This is a genomic window from Candidatus Marifrigoribacter sp. Uisw_064 (genome assembly GCF_047730175.1).
GTDB lineage: Bacteria > Bacteroidota > Bacteroidia > Flavobacteriales > Flavobacteriaceae > Marifrigoribacter.
The window spans coordinates 1411807-1428298 of the sequence record NZ_CP159833.1; the positions used below are offsets into that span (position 1 = coordinate 1411807).

Below are 16492 nucleotides of genomic sequence, written 5' to 3' on the forward strand. Positions count from 1 at the left end.
GAGTGTTGATATACTTTAATTATTTAGTAAATTACATACGTTTAATAACATAAAAAAAATACAATGGGAGATTGGTTTACTGCCTTAAGTAACTTCGAAAAAGTGTATTGGGTAATTGCCTTAATAGGGTCAGCAATTTTTATTATTGTAATGATTATGACCTTGATTGGCGGTGATGTTGATGATTTAGGTGATGTCGATATGGATGTTGAAGGAGACCTTGGAATAGATTTTCAGTTTTTGTCATTTAAAAATTTAGTTGGGTTCTTTACCATATTTGGATGGTCAGGTGTTGCCTGTATTTCCAAAGGAATGTCACAAGGAGCGACCATAGTAATTTCTTTGACTTCCGGATTGATTATGATGACACTCATGGCTACGTTATTTTATTATTTAAGCAAATTAACTAGTAGTGGAAATTTGTTATTAAAAAATGCTTTAAATGAAATTGGTGAAGTTTACATAACCTTAGGAGCAAATCGTTCTAGTATAGGTAAAATACAAATTAAAGTGCAAGGTTCATTACGTGAATTAGATGCTTTAAGTGATGAATCTGAGGATTTAAAACAAGGCACCGTAGTAAAAGTTATGGAAGTGTCGACAAATGGAATGTTAATCGTTAAAAAAATATAACTATATGAGTATTTATTTTTTACAAGTTGAATCTTTTGCGCCACTTCTAGCTGTTGGATTTGGTATTTTATTTCTCTTTATTGTTATTATATCTTTTATTAGAAGGTATAAACGCTGTCCTTCCGATCGAATTTTAGTGGTGTATGGTAAAGTAGGAGGTGGACAATCTGCAAAATGTATCCATGGTGGAGCGGCTTTTATTTGGCCTGTAATTCAAGATTATCAGTTTTTAGATTTAACACCTATTTCTATTGAAGTAAATTTAGTAAATGCCTTGAGTAAGCAAAACATTCGTGTGAATGTTCCTTCTCGATTTACCATTGGTGTTTCAACTGAACCTGGAATCATGCAAAATGCTGCCGAACGATTATTAGGATTAGGTCAGAATGAAATTCAAGAATTAGCACAAGAAATTATTTTCGGTCAATTACGTTTGGTGGTTGCCTCAATGGATATTGAAGAAATTAATTCAGATAGAGACAAATTTTTAACCAATATTTCTCAAAGTGTTGAGTCTGAACTTAAAAAAGTAGGTCTAAAACTAATCAACGTAAACATAACAGATATTGTTGATGAGTCTGGCTACATTGAAGCGTTAGGAAAAGAGGCTGCAGCACATGCTATAAATGCAGCACGTAAATCGGTTGCTGAAAAAAACAGAGATGGTTCTATTGGAGAAGCAAATGCCGTACAGGATGAACGTACTCAAGTTGCAGCAGCAAATGCTCAGGCAGTAGAAGGTGAAAATATCGCCAAAATTAATGTGGCAAACTCAGATTCATTACGTCGTCAAAGAGAAGCTGAAGCAGAACGTATCGCACTAGCTTCTGAGAAAGTTCAATCTGCGAAAGCACTAGAAGAATCTTATATTGCTGAAAGAGATGCAGAAATCACAAGAGCAGATAGAGAGCGAAGTTCTCAAATGGCTGATATTATTGTCCCTGCAGAAATCGATAAAAAGAAAGTTGAGATTGATGCGGAAGCTGAAGCTGAACAAATTAGAAGAAGAGCTAAAGGAGAGGCAGATGCAATCTTATTTAAAGCACAAGCTGAAGCACAGGGTATTTTAGAAGTATTAACAAAACAAGCAGAAGGATTAGATAAAATAGTACAGGCTGCAGGCGATAATGCTAAAGATGCGGTATTACTATTGATTGCAGATAAACTTCCAGAATTAGTTAAACTTCAAGCAGAAGCGATTAAGAACATTAAGATCGATAAGATCACTGTTTGGGAAAATGGCTCTTCACAAGATGGCAAAACAGCTACTTCAAATTTTATCTCAGGAATGTATAAATCGGTGCCTCCATTGCAAGAAATGTTTAATATGGCAGGAATGGAATTACCTGAATATTTAAAAGGAAAAGATATTCAAAATAGGGGAGAGATTTCAGAAGAAGAATAGTAAATTTGCTAAAATTATAGTTAAAATAGACCTGTATGTAACTCATACAGGTCTATATATTAAAAGGATATGAGCACAATAAAACACAACTGGACCAAAGAGGAAATTTTAGATATTTATAATAAGCCGCTTATGGAATTATTATATGAAGCTGCTACCGTTCATCGAGAACACCACGATCCAAATTTGGTGCAAGTTTCAACCTTACTTTCCATAAAAACAGGAGGATGTCCAGAAGATTGTGGTTATTGCCCTCAAGCAGCTCGGTATCATACCGATATTGAAGGAAATGATTTAATGAGTGTGCAGCAAGTGAAAGCGCAAGCGTTACAGGCAAAGTCTGGAGGTTCTTCGAGAGTTTGTATGGGAGCTTCATGGAGAAATGTAAAAGATGGTGAGGAGTTTGATCAAGTATTAGAAATGGTTCGCACCATTAATAAGCTCGATATGGAAGTGTGTTGTACTTTGGGTATGATTACTGAAAACCAAGCACAACGCTTAGCAGAAGCTGGCCTATATGCCTACAATCATAATTTAGATACTTCAGAAGAGTATTATAAAAAAGTAATTTCTACAAGAGGATACGAAGACCGAATTCAAACCATTGAGAATGTACGTAAAACAAATATTACTGTATGTTCTGGAGGAATTATTGGTATGGGAGAATCTGTAGAAGATAGAGCAGGAATGTTGGTTTCATTATCGACGTTCGATCCTCATCCAGAATCAGTGCCGATTAATGCCTTGGTTCCTGTAGAGGGAACTCCTATGGAGGAACAACAAATTGTTGAAATCTGGGAAATGATTCGAATGGTAGCAACGGCAAGAATTATAATGCCAAAAACGCAAGTACGATTAAGTGCAGGTAGAACTGAAATGAATCAAGAAGGACAGGCGATGTGTTTCTTTGCGGGTGCTAATTCTATTTTTGCTGGAAATAAATTATTGACCACTCCAAATCCAGATATAAATGAGGATATGAAAATGTTCGATGCACTAGGTTTAATTCCATCGAAACCATTTATCAATATTATGCAACCCGAGACGGTAGAAGCGAAAGATTCGCAATACAAGGATATGGGTGAAAAACCTCGTTGGACACGTCCAGATCATAAAATTGAACGTAACGAAGAAGCGAAAGCGAAGTCAAAAGCTGCGGTTAAATAAAAGTTATTTTGTCATTCTCAGCTTGACTGGGAATCTATCATAATAACAGACTGGATCCTGAATCAATCCCCAATCATTTGAGGACGGGCAGGATGACAAAAGAGTTGTCTTTCAGAGGGAAGAATGACCGAAGAATCTTTTTTATAATTAAGCAGAGATTCCTCATTAGCATTCGGAATGACAAAAAAATTTAAGAAGCATTTGTCTTCCTGAACCAACCTTGTCATCCTGAACTTGGTTCAGGATCTCATCTTACTCTTTCACCACTTTTTTAGTAATATCACCTAGCTCTGTTTCAATCTTTACAAACAAAAGGCCACTAGTAAGTTGTGATACATCAATGCTATTAAATTGCTCATCTTTTTGAAGCACCAATCTACCTAAGACATCATAAATTTTGATAGATTCTATTTGGGTAGATGAAGTATTATCTACAATTAAGGTTGTTGAGACAGGATTTGGGAGTAGGGTAATAGACTCATGAGAAAATTCATTTACACCTAAAGTACAATCTTCACTAAATGAAGTCCAATCATCAACAATCCAATCTGGATAAGGTGCTAAATCAGGTTCATCTACGTCTATACAAAATAACTCTACATTATCCTGAGTTGCTAAGCCTGTAATATTAGCATTATTCCCGTTTTTAAGATTTAAAGAAGTTAAAGCATTATTAAACAGAAAAACACTTTCTAATTGAGGATTGTTGCTTAAATCTAATGTTGTTAATTGACTATCCCAAGCCGATATTAGTTCTAGATTCACCAAACTAGATACATCTATATTTGTTATCATACTATTTTTAAAATCCAATGATTCTAATAATATATTATTTAACAAATCAATTTCTGGAATTAAACTGTCATTAAAGGATAAACCTTTTAAATTAACATTATTACTTGTATTTAATGAAGTTATTAATGTATTGCTACAAGAAAATCTTTCTAAAGCAATATTATTAGAAATGTCAATATTTTCAATGTTATTTGAGCTAATTGATACTGTTTTTAATTGTAAATTTTGTGATATATCAATATTATTTAGATTATTACTTTGAACACTTAATATTTCTAAATTAATATTTTGAGACACATCAATCTCTGAGAGGTTCATATCATATGCCTGTAGCCAAGTTAAATTAATATTGTTTGTAATATTTAACAATGATATAGGATTGCCATTACACCACAACCATTCTAATTTTACATTTTCTGAGGTATCTAAACTAGTTATTTGATGATTATTACAACGTAAATCTTTAAGTTCTTTAAAATATTTAATACCTACTAAGCTATAAATATCTTCTGGAATATTATTCAAGAAAAGATTTGTCATATTTTCTATTCTATGAGTAAACACCAAATCGTTATTTGCAACATTATCACCAAAACCAAAATCTTCTAAATAATCTTCAAAGACATTATCTGGTATATAGGTAGTTGCTGTATTATCATAGGGATAATCAAAAGTAATGGATCCTGTATCATCAAAATTTGTATAAGAACAAGGGGGTAAATTATCGCCATCACCATATAATTCTACAATAATAGTGTAAGTATTATATCCAATAGGTAAACTTAAATCATGTGTTTGTTGGTCAAAAGTTTCTTGGGTAGCAGAAGAATTTAAATAACACATTGCAACCGTAATAGTATTGTCTATAGTACTTATAGTAAAATTACTATAGGTAGATAATGTATTGTCATGCACCAACGTATATAAAGCAACTTCATTTTCTCCATTGGGTTCTATATAAAAGTTCATAATTTCTTGGCTATAGCTATAGCTTGAAATGAATAAGAAGAATAATAAAGTGAATTTTTTCATAAAACAAATGGGGGAGTTTTATAAAGATACAAATTTATTTAATCAACTCCCTCGATTTTTCATAGATGAGGTGGGTTTCCCATCCTCTATAGAGTAAATAATCGATAAATTTCTTTCTTTTTTTCTGAAGGTTTTTTTCTGAATCTAATTGGTTAAACCTCTTTTCAGATAAGGTATCAAAAGTACTTAAGTAGTCTGCTTCGCTAATTTCTTTTAGAGCGAGTCTTATATTGTATTCTGAAATATACCTACTTTTTAATTCAGAAACAATGCGACGTTTCCCCCATTTTTTATGGTTGAATTTACCACGGGCAAAAGCTTGTGAAAAACGCGACTCATTTAAGAAATTATGCTGTAGTAAATGACCAATAATGATTTCAGAAGCTTGAGGAATCATTTTCATTTCTCGAAGTTTCTGCTCTACTTCTTTATGACAACGTTCTTGGTACGCACAATAGCCTTCCATTCTAGTTTGGGCTTCGGCAACCGTGTATGTTTTAGAGGTATTCACGTGGTGAAATTAAGGATATTTTTATTCATTTACTCGCGTTAGGGATTGAAGCGGCATCCTTTTTTGTAAAAAAAAGATATAGCATTTCGACAACGCTCAATACGGGCTACAAGCCCGACCGTACTTTTGGAGTACGGAAACGTCCAAAAATAAAAAACCCTCCAAAACATTAAGTTAGGGAGGGTTTTATGGTTATTTAATAGTATCACCTTTCTTATCCAAAAAGTGGTACTCTAGATATGTGTAAGCATCTCTTGGTTGTATTTTCACCCATTTTTTGTGCTCCAAGAACCACTTGGCTTGCACAGATGGAAATCCTTTAGTTAAAAAGGCTGCTATAAAAGGATGTGTGTTTAATGTCACCTTTTTATAGTCTTTTTTGAAGAGTTGTTTTAACTCTTCAGACATTTTGTTTACCAGTACAATTGGAGCTTCAACCTCTTCAGTCTGCCCACCATTAGGGTTTTCTTCTACGGTTTTAATGTTCATTTCAGGACGTACACGTTGTCTTGTAATTTGAATTAATCCAAATTTACTTGGAGGTAATATTTTGTGTTTTGCTCTATCATCACTCATTTCATCACGAAGATGATTAAAAAGTGTTTTACGATTATTAGCTGTTGCCAAATCGATAAAATCTACCACTATTATTCCTCCCATATCGCGCAGCCTTAATTGACGTGCTACTTCTGTGGCGGCTATTAAGTTTACTTCTAATGCGGTGTCCTCTTGATTTTGTGACTTATTACTTCGGTTTCCGCTATTAACGTCTATTACATGCAATGCTTCGGTGTGTTCTATCACTAAGTAGGTTCCTTTACTACCTGATACAGTTGTACCGAAAGATGTTTTGATTTGACGTTCTATCCCAAATTTTTCAAACATGGGAACTTTAGAATTATACAACTTAACAATATTCTCTTTCTTAGGTGCAATTTCTTGCACATAATCTTTTATTTGTAAGTATAAAGTTTCATCATCGATATAAATTGACGAAAAGGAATCGTTGAAAATATCTCGAATTATAGATGCACCTCTATTTAACTCACTTAACACCTTTGAAGGAAGGTGTGCTCCTCGTAGCTTTTTACACATCGCTGTCCAGCGATCCATAAGATTTTGTAAATCTTTATCCAGTTCTGCTACTTTTTTGCCCTCTGCTACTGTACGTATAATAACACCAAATCCTTTAGGTTTTATACTTGTTACCAAGCGCTTTAATCGCTCTTTTTCTTCTCTAGATTCTATTTTTTGAGAAATAGAAACACGATCTGAAAAAGGAACTAAAACAATATAACGTCCGGCTATTGAAAGCTCTGAACTTATTCTTGGTCCTTTAGTGGATATAGGTTCTTTAACGATTTGTACCAAAGTAGATTGATTAGATTTGATCGCATTTTTAATGCTACCGTTTTTATCAATCTCTTTTTCAAATGGGAAATCTTTTAAAGAATAATCTTTAAGTTTACCTGTGCTTACACTTTTGACGAATTTCAAAAGGGAAGGGATTTTTGGACCAAGGTCATGATAATGCAAAAATGCATCTTTTTCATATCCTACATTAACAAATGTAGCATTAAGACCAGGAACTACTTTTCGGGTTTTGGCGATAAACACATCACCTACCGAAAAGTTATTATTCTCTTCTTCTTTATGTAATTCTACTAGTCTTCCATCTTTTAAAAGGGCAAAATCAACTTCTTGCGAACTGGATCTAATAAATAATTCGTAGTTCACGTGTTATTAATTTTTATCCGTCTCAACCTATTTATAAATAAATAATTATGGGACAGATGGATTAAACAATAAATTTCACAGGTTTATACCTATATAAATAGGTATTATTTTAAACCCGTCGAAATTACGCTGTTTTAAGGTATAAAACATTGCAATTTCATTTTCAAAGAACGATTTTCATTTTCTTATTAAAATAAAAAAGTAGTATGAAACTACTTTTTCTTGTGACGATTAGCGCGTCTTCTTTTCTTACGCTTATGTGTCGCTACCTTATGTCTTTTTCTCTTTTTACCGCTTGGCATAGAAATATTATTTAAAAGTTATTATTTTACTTTAACGTTTGTCTTTACTCCTTCTACAAATACTTTTGCAGGTTTAAATGCAGGGATATTATGTGCAGGAATTTTAATTGTTGTGTTTTTAGAAATGTTTCTTCCTGTTTTCTCAGCTCTTTTCTTAACGATAAAACTTCCAAAACCTCTTAAATAAACATTGTCTCCACCTTCTAAAGAAGTTTTAACTTCATTCATAAATGTTTCAACAGTAGCTTGTACATCACCCTTTTCAATTCCTAATTTGTCTGAAATTTTAGCTACAATATCTGCTTTAGTCATTATTCAATTTTTTTAAAATTAATTTTTAAATTCAAGATGGCAAAGATAAGGTTTTTATAATCAAAAAATCAAACCTTAAACCATTAAAATATAAATAGATAAAGCTATTTTAGCTAAATGGCAAAAACCGCTTCTTTTTTCCCTAAAAGACTCATATCGTGGTACATGGAAAATAAGCGCGCGCTTCCATGGAGAGAGACTATTGATCCATATAAAATTTGGCTGTCAGAAATAATGCTTCAACAAACTCGTGTTGCGCAGGGATTACCCTATTATATGAAATTTTGCGTAACATTTCCCAAGGTTGAGGACCTTGCAAATGCTTCAGAAGAGGAGGTGCTAAAACTTTGGCAAGGATTAGGATATTATTCTAGGGCAAGAAACTTACATATTACTGCAAAGTATGTTTCAGAAGAATTAAAAGGAGTATTCCCTACTAATTATAAAGACCTTTTGCAATTAAAAGGGGTTGGAGATTATACTGCAAGTGCTATTGCTTCCATTTGTTTTAATGAACCCACTGCTGTGGTCGATGGAAATGTATACCGAGTACTGTCTAGAGTCTTCAATATAGATACACCTATTAATAGTACTAAAGGAATAAAGGATTTTAAATTATTGGCTCAAGAACTTATTGACGAACAAAATCCGGGCAACTATAATCAAGCTATTATGGAATTTGGAGCCCGATATTGTATGCCTCAAAATCCAGATTGTACTTCGTGTATTTTTAATGACAAATGCCTGGCATTTCAGAAAAAGAAAGTAAAAGAATTGCCAGTAAAACTTAAAAAGACAAAAGTTAAGGATCAATACTTTAATTATATTGTAATGGTTTCTGATATGAATATGACAGTATTAAATAAACGGACTAAAAAAGGAATATGGCAACAACTATATGAATTTCCTTTAATTGAATCTAATTCAGGAATAAACTATGATCAATTAATTGAATTAAAAGAATACAAAGGACTAATCTCAAAATATCAAATAGAATCGATCACTAAATATAATGAAACGCCTATTATTCATAAACTATCGCATAGAAATTTACACACCCAATTTTGGATAGCTGAAATGATAGACACCGCAGAAAAAAGCATAAATATTGATTTAATTTTAGAGTATCCTGTACCAGTACTTATTGAAAATTTTATTTCAGAATTCTTTCAGAAAGAGGAAATTAATAAAGAAAATGATTGATTTAATAATTGAAAAAAATCCTTATATTTAAGACACATAATATAACTTTGCAAATTAATTAAAATAAACACGATGAGTGGAACTGTAAATAAGGTAATGTTGATTGGACATACAGGAGATGAGGTTAAAATGCATTATTTTGAAGGAGGCGGGAGTATTGGTAGATTTCCACTTGCAACGAATGAAACATATACCAATAAAACTACAGGTGAAAAAGTAAGTAACACAGAGTGGCATAACATTGTTGTTAGAAATAAAGCGGCTGAAATTTGCGAAAAATACCTTAAAAAAGGAGATAAAGTATACATCGAAGGTCGTTTAAAGACACGTAAATGGCAAGATGATAAAGGTTTAGATCGTTATAGTACAGAAATTCAATGTGCCGATTTTACATTTTTAAGTCCTAAAAATGAGTCAGGCGGAGCGCAGCAAAATACAGGTGGAAATCAAAGTGAAAACACTCCACAGCCCAAGGTTGAAGCTCCAGTTGATGAGCCTACAAATGATGATTTACCTTTTTAATTTTAAAATATTTTGGATCTAGAACCTCCCAGTTTATTATTGATTTCACTTTTAAGTATTAGTCATATTACAAGTATTGTTATTTTACTTGTCTTACTAGTTTGTTCTGCTTTAATATCTGGCGCTGAAGTAGCTTTCTTTTCGTTAAGTCCAACAGATTTTGAAGAAAAAAATGGAACGAGTGACACCAGTGATAAGTCACTTTCAAATAAATTAGACCTTGTTAAAAAATTACTTGCTAAGCCAAAAAAATTATTGGCCACTATTTTAGTTGCAAATAATTTTATCAATATTGCTATTGTACTTCTTTTTGCTTCGTTAAGTGATTTATTCTTTTCAGGATTAATAACCGAGTTTTATGGTATAAATCTTAGGTTCGTATCTGAAGTAGTGATTGTTACTTTTTTAATATTAATGTTTGGAGAAATACTTCCAAAAATCTATGCAAATAGAAACCGTCTTTCTTTTGCGAGTTTTATGGTATACCCTTTAAATATTTTAGACACCTTATTGACACCTATAAGTATGCCAATGAGGTCAACAATACAATTAATTGAACGCAGATTTGGAAAGCAAAAATCTGGGTTTAGTGTAGATCAATTGTCACAAGCCTTAGAGTTAACTTCTAAAAAGGATACTACCAGTGAAGAGCATAAAATTCTAAAAGGGATTGTTACATTTGGTAATACTGATACTAAGCAAGTAATGAAGCCTCGTATGGATTTATTTGCATTAAATGAAGAAGCAAAGTTTAGTGATATTATTCCTGAAATTATTTCTAACGGATTTTCAAGAATTCCTGTATATAAAGAGAACATAGACAATATTACAGGGATTATTTATGTGAAGGATTTACTACCTCATATCGATGAAGATGCATACAATTGGACCTCTTTAATTAGGGAGCCTTACTTTGTTCCTGAAAATAAAAAATTAGATGATTTATTAAATGAATTTAAAGAAATGAAAATGCATCTTGCTATTGTAGTAGATGAATATGGTGGCACTAGTGGACTTATTTCCTTGGAAGATATTATTGAAGAGATTGTAGGAGAAATTAGTGATGAATACGATGATGAGGATCTTATTTTTTCTAAAATAGATAATAACACCTATATATTTGAAGGCAAAACACCGCTTAAAGATTTTTATAAAGTTTTAAAAATACAATCGGAAGATAAAAAGTTGATAGAAGACAGTAAAGGTGAAGCTGAAACTTTAGCTGGATTTATTTTAGAGATATCAAAAGGATTCCCTAAAAAGGATGAAGTAATAAATTTTCATCATTTTGCGTTTACTATTGAAGTATTTGATAACAAGCGTATCAAACAAATAAAACTTTCAATTATTAAATAATATGCGATTTCTTTTAGTTGTATTTCTTGCCTTAACTGTTGTAGCGTGTAACGATGAGGTTACTATAAAGCCTAATTCTAAATTACGCTTAGAATATCCGACACCTGAATATGAATCTGTTGAAATGGAATTTCCATATACTTTCAAGAAAAATAAAGAAGCTTCGCTTATTTCTAAGAGAAATGGTGGAATTAATTTAAAATATTCAAAAATGAAAGCCACTATTTACCTCACATATCAAAAGGTGAATAATAAGCAAAGCATTGACTCCTTATTATATGATGCGCAAAAGTTAACCTATGATCATACTGTTAAAGCCGAGTCGATACTTGAACAACCTAGAGTTGATTCAATAAATAATGTCTATGGAATGTTTTATATGATTAACGGAAATGCAGCAACACATTCACAGTTTTATGTTACAGATAGCGTTAATCATTTTGTAACGGGATCTCTATATTTTAATATAAAACCAAATTATGATTCTTTATACCCTGCAATAGTTTATTTGCGAAACGATGTTAGAACTTTAATGGAAACCATCGAATGGAACTAATAAAGCATAAAAAAACCACCCTGTATTGGTGGTTTTTTATATTTTATTAAAAAGACGTTATTTATACTTTATCTGCACAACAAGCTTTCTTACAATCTTTACTACATTCTTTTTTTGCTCCGTTAGAAGTAAATGATTCTACTGTTTTCATTCCGTTAACAGAATAAGTTTCACCTGCTTTTTTTACAGTTTCTTCAAGGTTTGTCGTAGTAACTTTCGCTTCGTCATACTCAACCATTGCTAATTTATTCTCAAAATCTACCGTTGCAGATTTTACACCTTCCATTTTAGCTAATTTCTTTTCAATAGTCTTTGCACATCCAATAGCACAAGTCATTCCTTCAATATTGAATTCAGCTTTAGCTATAACAGCATCAGGATCCAATTGTTTTTTAACTTCAGTTGTTTCAACTTCTACTGTTTTTGTTTCAGGAGTTACTTCATTTTTACAAGACCATACAGCAATTGATAAAAAGGCAATACCTAAAAGTATTTTAATTGTTTTCATAATTTTTCTTTATAGAATTATAGTACAAAAGTAATGATTGTTTGCTGTTTTTTATTTTAAAAGTGAGATTTTTGTGCTTTTATTAAATAAAATCATCTAGATGAGTAAAAAGTGGGTTTATCTATTAATGCTATCCTTAGTATGGGGGAGCTCATTTATATTGATTAAAAAAGGACTTTTAGGTTTAACTCCCTTACAACTAGGAGCTTTACGTATTATTATTTCAGGGTTTATATTATTTACAGCGGGCTTTAAAAGGTTAAAGAATCTTACTAAAAAAGATATTAAATGGTTAATTATTTCTGGGTTTTTAGGAACCTTTTTCCCAGCATTTCTATTTGCTTATGCTGAAACTGAAATAGACAGTGCAGTCGCTTCCATTTTAAATTCATTAGTGCCAATAAACACCATAATTATAGGTTTTGTTGCCTTTAAAATGTTTTCATCAAAGAAACAAATTATTGGTGTAGTTATAGGTTTTTTAGGGACGTTGATGTTGATTTTAAATGGTGCTTCTTTAAATCCCGATCAAAATTATTTGTATGCAATTATGGTGATTATAGCTACAGTAATGTATGCGGCTAGTGTAAATATTATAAAAAGGCATTTGCAAAATATTCCTCCTGTAACTATTGCGGTTGGAAATTTTACCGCCATAATGATTCCGGCATTTATAGTCTTATTATATTCTGATTTTTTTACTTCGGAAGTATTGGAAGGAGTTCATTTTAAAATGTCATTATTTTATATTGTCCTTCTTTCTTTATTTGGAACTGCTATTGCAAAAATATTTTTCAATAAGTTAGTGCAAATGTCAACACCTGTATTTGCTTCTTCTGTAACCTATTTAATGCCTATTGTTGCTGTAGTTTGGGGTCTTTTAGACGGAGAATTATTCAATTTTTGGCAAGCAATTGCAACCTGTGTGATTTTGATTGGAGTTTATTTGTCAAACACCAAAAGGATTGGTTAAGAAAAATTAATTTGATATAAAATTTGATATTGTTTTATTTTTCACGAAATTTAGTATCACAATAAAATAAAAAATCAATAATATGAATAATTTTTATATCAAATATGGTTTTGTTATTGCTGGCCTAATGGTTGCTTACTTTTTAATATTAAAATTAATAGGGTGGCATCAATATCCCGTCTTAAGTTCTGTAAACGGACTTATAATTGGCGCGGGAATTTTTTATGCTATACGATCTTATAAAAGAAGTGTGCAAGTTTTCAAATATGAAGTTGGGTTTAGGATTGGTTTACTTACGGGAGGGCTTGCAAGCATAATATTTGTAATTTTTATGGCAGTGTATATATTTCATATCGATATGCAATTTGCTATGGCAATCCTAAAATCATGGAATATTAATTACGATACTGGAGCTCAAATTTTACTATTTTCAATATTTATTATGAGCTGCTCTACAACAGTTGTGCTTACATTAACTTTTATGCAATTATTGAAAGAATCTAGGAACCAAAACACTACGAATTTTTAAATACAGTGTTTTTTCACAAAGCATTTGATATTTCGGTATTAAACGCTATCTTTGCACCCGCTTTTACCATAAGGTTTAAGTTAATTTAATAATAAAAACGTTACGCTATGTACGCAATTGTAGAAATAGCAGGGCAGCAATTTAAAGTTGCGAAAGACCAAAAAGTCTTTGTTCACCGTTTAGCTTCAGATGAAGGTTCGAAAGTTTCTTTCGATAATGTTCTTTTGTTAAGCGACGCAGGCAAAGTTACTATCGGCGCCCCGGCTATCGACGGAGCTCAAGTTGGAGCAAAAGTCATTAAGCACCTTAAAGGTGACAAAGTTATTGTCTTCAAAAAGAAAAGAAGAAAAGGATACCAAGTAAAAAATGGACACAGACAATCACTTACAGAAATTGTAATTGAAAGTATTGTGGCTTCAGGTGCTAAGAAATCAGCTCCAAAAAATGAAGCGAAGCCAGCTGCTCCAAAAGCAGAAAAGGCAGCTCCTAAAAAAGAAGTGAAAGCTGATGATTCTACTCAAGATTTGAGTAAAATGACAGTGGCTCAATTAAAAGAAATGGCAAAAGCTAAAGGAATTGAAGGGATTTCTTCTATGAAGAAAGCTGATTTAATTGCTGCTTTAAGTTAATTAATAATATAAAACCTAAAGAAAATGGCTCATAAAAAAGGAGTTGGTAGTTCTAAAAATGGTAGAGAATCAGAATCGAAACGTCTAGGTGTTAAGATTTTTGGTGGACAAGCTGCTATCGCAGGAAATATCATCATAAGACAAAGAGGTAACACACACCATCCAGGTGAAAATGTTTATGGTGGAAAAGACCATACATTACACGCAAGAGTTGACGGTGTTGTAAAGTTTACTAAAAAGAAAAATAACAGATCATACGTTTCTATCGTACCAAACGGAGAAGCTTAAGATATTTTTCTTAACGATATTAAAAACCCTTTCTGCATTTATGTGGAAAGGGTTTTTTTATGGATAAAATTTATACAGAAAATTTTAATATTGTACATTGGTTTTTCACAAACAAATTCACTTATGAAAAAAATTATTCCGAACCTCTTAGTATTTGTTTTCATTATTTTTGTGGTAAATACAGCTGTATCGCAAGAAATTGTTAAATATGATTACCTCGAAGTTATTGTGGTACAAAAAGCCAATAACCGAGGAAAAGTAAAAAGAATTCGAGTGGAAGAACAAACTTCCCTAGTAGGCAAGACCATTTCAATAGATGAAATGGAAGATATTAAAGAGACCTCTACATTACTAAATTATATGAATGCCGCCAATTGGGAGTTTTTTGACCGTAAAGCTATCGTGTCTGATGATAATGATCCGGTTTGGATGAGCTATTTTTTTAGGAAACAAAAATAAATTAGATGCAATAACGATTGAAGCGGCATCTTTTTTATAGTATTTAAAAAGATATAGCCCTTCGGCAATACTCAGGATAAACACTAAGCGTGACAGCCATTTTTTTGGCTGGATTACCCAAAAATAAAAACCCTCACATTTAATTCTCAAATGATTGAAAATCTTGCAAGGGTTTAGTGTAATAGTCTAAAAGCGAAACGGTCTAGCTTCTAACAGCGATAGCGCTCTATGTTTAGTATCTGTAATATTCTGGTTTATATGGACCTTCTTGGCTTACACCAATATAATCTGCTTGATCTTTACGAAGTTCAGTTAACTCCACTCCAATTTTTGCTAAGTGTAATTTTGCTACTTTTTCATCTAAATACTTTGGTAACATATACACTTCATTTTTATAAGCATCTCTGTTATTCCAAAGTTCTAATTGAGCTAAGGTTTGGTTCGTAAATGAATTACTCATTACAAAACTAGGATGCCCTGTTGCACAACCAAGATTTACTAAACGACCTTCAGCAAGAATAATAATATCCTTCCCTTTTATAGTATATTTATCTACTTGTGGTTTAATTTCAATTTTAGAAGCGCCATGAGTATTGTTCATCCAAGCCATATCGATTTCATTATCGAAGTGTCCAATGTTGCAAACAATAACTTTGTCTTTCATTGCTTCAAAATGTCTTCCCTGAATGATGTCTTTGTTCCCTGTAGTAGTAATAATAATATCAGCATTTTCAACTACTGTTTCTAATTTCTTCACTTCAAAACCGTCCATTGCAGCTTGTAATGCACAAATAGGATCAATTTCAGTAACAGTTACAATCGACCCTGCACCTTTAAATGAAGCTGCAGTTCCTTTTCCAACATCTCCATACCCACAAACAACAACACGTTTTCCAGCTAACATAATATCGGTAGCTCTACGAACAGCATCAACTGCACTTTCACGACATCCGTATTTGTTATCGAATTTAGATTTAGTAACACTATCGTTTACATTAATTGCAGGCATTGGTAACGTTCCAGCTTTCATACGATCGTATAAACGATGAACTCCAGTAGTAGTCTCTTCACTAAGACCGTTAATTCCTTCTGCTAATTCTGGGTATCTATCTAATACCATATTTGTTAAATCACCACCATCATCTAAAATAAGATTTAAAGGCTTACGATCTTCTCCAAAGAACAATGTTTGTTCAATACACCAATCAAATTCTTCTTCGTTCATTCCTTTCCAAGCATACACTGGAATACCTGCGGCAGCAATTGCAGCAGCAGCTTGATCTTGTGTAGAAAATATATTACATGAACTCCAAGTTACTTCTGCCCCAAGAGCTAATAAAGTTTCAATTAGCACAGCGGTTTGAATCGTCATGTGTAAACATCCAGCGATACGTGCTCCCTTAAGAGGTTGCTCATCTTTATACTCTTCACGTAAAGACATTAAGCCTGGCATTTCTGCTTCAGCTAATTCAATTTCTTTACGTCCCCAATCTGCTAGGGAAATATCTTTTACTTTATACGCCACATAGGGCACTGTTTTAGTAGACATATTATTATATTTGATTTAAATTATAT

The 16492-nt window shown here is 32.3% G+C and carries 18 protein-coding genes; 12 read left to right on the forward strand and 6 right to left on the reverse strand.

Annotated features, from left to right (window positions below):
- The first annotated feature begins 63 nt into the window (after positions 1 to 63).
- From ABXT64_RS06350 to bioB, 3 genes are all read left to right on the forward strand, one after another.
- Positions 64 to 633, forward strand: a complete 570-nt coding sequence (locus ABXT64_RS06350) for a hypothetical protein (protein WP_443634850.1) — start codon at positions 64 to 66, stop codon at positions 631 to 633.
- A gap of 4 nt (positions 634 to 637) precedes the next feature.
- Positions 638 to 2038 (forward strand): flotillin family protein, encoded by a 1401-nt coding sequence (locus ABXT64_RS06355; protein WP_443634852.1) that lies wholly within the window; start codon positions 638 to 640, stop codon positions 2036 to 2038.
- A 69-nt stretch (positions 2039 to 2107) separates the two neighbouring features.
- A complete protein-coding gene (gene bioB, locus ABXT64_RS06360; protein WP_443634853.1) occupies positions 2108 to 3205 on the forward strand; it encodes a biotin synthase BioB in 1098 nt (365 codons plus the stop codon).
- A gap of 252 nt (positions 3206 to 3457) precedes the next feature.
- On the opposite strand, the gene ABXT64_RS06365 is transcribed toward bioB, so the two are convergent.
- The 4 genes from ABXT64_RS06365 to ABXT64_RS06380 all read right to left on the reverse strand — a co-directional run bounded on the left by ABXT64_RS06365 (position 3458) and on the right by ABXT64_RS06380 (position 7894).
- Entirely contained in the window at positions 3458 to 4969 is a 1512-nt protein-coding gene (locus ABXT64_RS06365; RefSeq protein ID WP_443634855.1) for a T9SS type A sorting domain-containing protein, read from the reverse strand.
- Between the two features lie 97 nt (positions 4970 to 5066).
- Positions 5067 to 5543 (reverse strand): regulatory protein RecX, encoded by a 477-nt coding sequence (locus tag ABXT64_RS06370; RefSeq protein WP_443634857.1) that lies wholly within the window; start codon positions 5541 to 5543, stop codon positions 5067 to 5069.
- Positions 5544 to 5735: 192 nt separating this feature from the next.
- On the reverse strand, positions 5736 to 7280 hold the full coding sequence (locus ABXT64_RS06375) for an Rne/Rng family ribonuclease (protein WP_443634859.1): 1545 nt from the start codon (positions 7278 to 7280) through the stop codon (positions 5736 to 5738).
- A 323-nt stretch (positions 7281 to 7603) separates the two neighbouring features.
- On the reverse strand, positions 7604 to 7894 hold the full coding sequence (locus tag ABXT64_RS06380; protein WP_443634860.1) for an HU family DNA-binding protein: 291 nt from the start codon (positions 7892 to 7894) through the stop codon (positions 7604 to 7606).
- Positions 7895 to 8011: 117 nt separating this feature from the next.
- Here ABXT64_RS06380 and mutY point away from each other — a divergent pair, with 117 nt between their 5' ends.
- The 4 genes from mutY to gldD all read left to right on the forward strand — a co-directional run bounded on the left by mutY (position 8012) and on the right by gldD (position 11531).
- Positions 8012 to 9097 carry an A/G-specific adenine glycosylase gene (mutY, locus tag ABXT64_RS06385; protein WP_443634861.1) on the forward strand — a complete coding sequence of 362 codons (1086 nt, stop codon included), beginning with the start codon at positions 8012 to 8014 and terminating at the stop codon, positions 9095 to 9097.
- Between the two features lie 72 nt (positions 9098 to 9169).
- Entirely contained in the window at positions 9170 to 9619 is a 450-nt protein-coding gene (locus ABXT64_RS06390; protein WP_443634863.1) for a single-stranded DNA-binding protein, read from the forward strand.
- A 12-nt stretch (positions 9620 to 9631) separates the two neighbouring features.
- Complete coding sequence (locus ABXT64_RS06395; RefSeq protein WP_443634865.1) at positions 9632 to 10975, forward strand: gliding motility-associated protein GldE; 1344 nt, start codon at positions 9632 to 9634, stop codon at positions 10973 to 10975.
- Position 10976: 1 nt separating this feature from the next.
- Positions 10977 to 11531 (forward strand): gliding motility lipoprotein GldD, encoded by a 555-nt coding sequence (gldD, locus tag ABXT64_RS06400; protein WP_443634867.1) that lies wholly within the window; start codon positions 10977 to 10979, stop codon positions 11529 to 11531.
- A gap of 61 nt (positions 11532 to 11592) precedes the next feature.
- On the opposite strand, the gene ABXT64_RS06405 is transcribed toward gldD, so the two are convergent.
- A complete protein-coding gene (locus tag ABXT64_RS06405; protein ID WP_443634869.1) occupies positions 11593 to 12039 on the reverse strand; it encodes a heavy-metal-associated domain-containing protein in 447 nt (148 codons plus the stop codon).
- Between the two features lie 100 nt (positions 12040 to 12139).
- Between ABXT64_RS06405 and ABXT64_RS06410 the strand changes: the two genes are divergently transcribed.
- The 5 genes from ABXT64_RS06410 (at position 12140) to ABXT64_RS06430 (ending at position 14917) form a co-directional block, all read left to right on the forward strand.
- Positions 12140 to 13012: a DMT family transporter gene (locus ABXT64_RS06410; protein ID WP_443634871.1), complete on the forward strand. Its 873-nt coding sequence runs from the start codon at positions 12140 to 12142 to the stop codon at positions 13010 to 13012.
- 82 nt (positions 13013 to 13094) lie between these two features.
- Complete coding sequence (locus ABXT64_RS06415; protein WP_443634872.1) at positions 13095 to 13541, forward strand: DUF4199 domain-containing protein; 447 nt, start codon at positions 13095 to 13097, stop codon at positions 13539 to 13541.
- A gap of 107 nt (positions 13542 to 13648) precedes the next feature.
- Positions 13649 to 14170, forward strand: coding sequence for a 50S ribosomal protein L21 (gene rplU / locus ABXT64_RS06420; RefSeq protein WP_443634873.1), 522 nt, complete (start codon positions 13649 to 13651; stop codon positions 14168 to 14170).
- 24 nt (positions 14171 to 14194) lie between these two features.
- Complete coding sequence (gene rpmA, locus ABXT64_RS06425; RefSeq protein WP_443634874.1) at positions 14195 to 14458, forward strand: 50S ribosomal protein L27; 264 nt, start codon at positions 14195 to 14197, stop codon at positions 14456 to 14458.
- Positions 14459 to 14581: 123 nt separating this feature from the next.
- Positions 14582 to 14917, forward strand: a complete 336-nt coding sequence (locus ABXT64_RS06430) for a hypothetical protein (RefSeq protein WP_443634875.1) — start codon at positions 14582 to 14584, stop codon at positions 14915 to 14917.
- 232 nt (positions 14918 to 15149) lie between these two features.
- Here the strand turns inward: ABXT64_RS06430 and ahcY are convergent, their stop codons facing one another.
- Positions 15150 to 16466, reverse strand: coding sequence for an adenosylhomocysteinase (gene ahcY / locus ABXT64_RS06435; RefSeq protein ID WP_443634876.1), 1317 nt, complete (start codon positions 16464 to 16466; stop codon positions 15150 to 15152).
- Between the last annotated feature and the right edge of the window lie 26 nt (positions 16467 to 16492).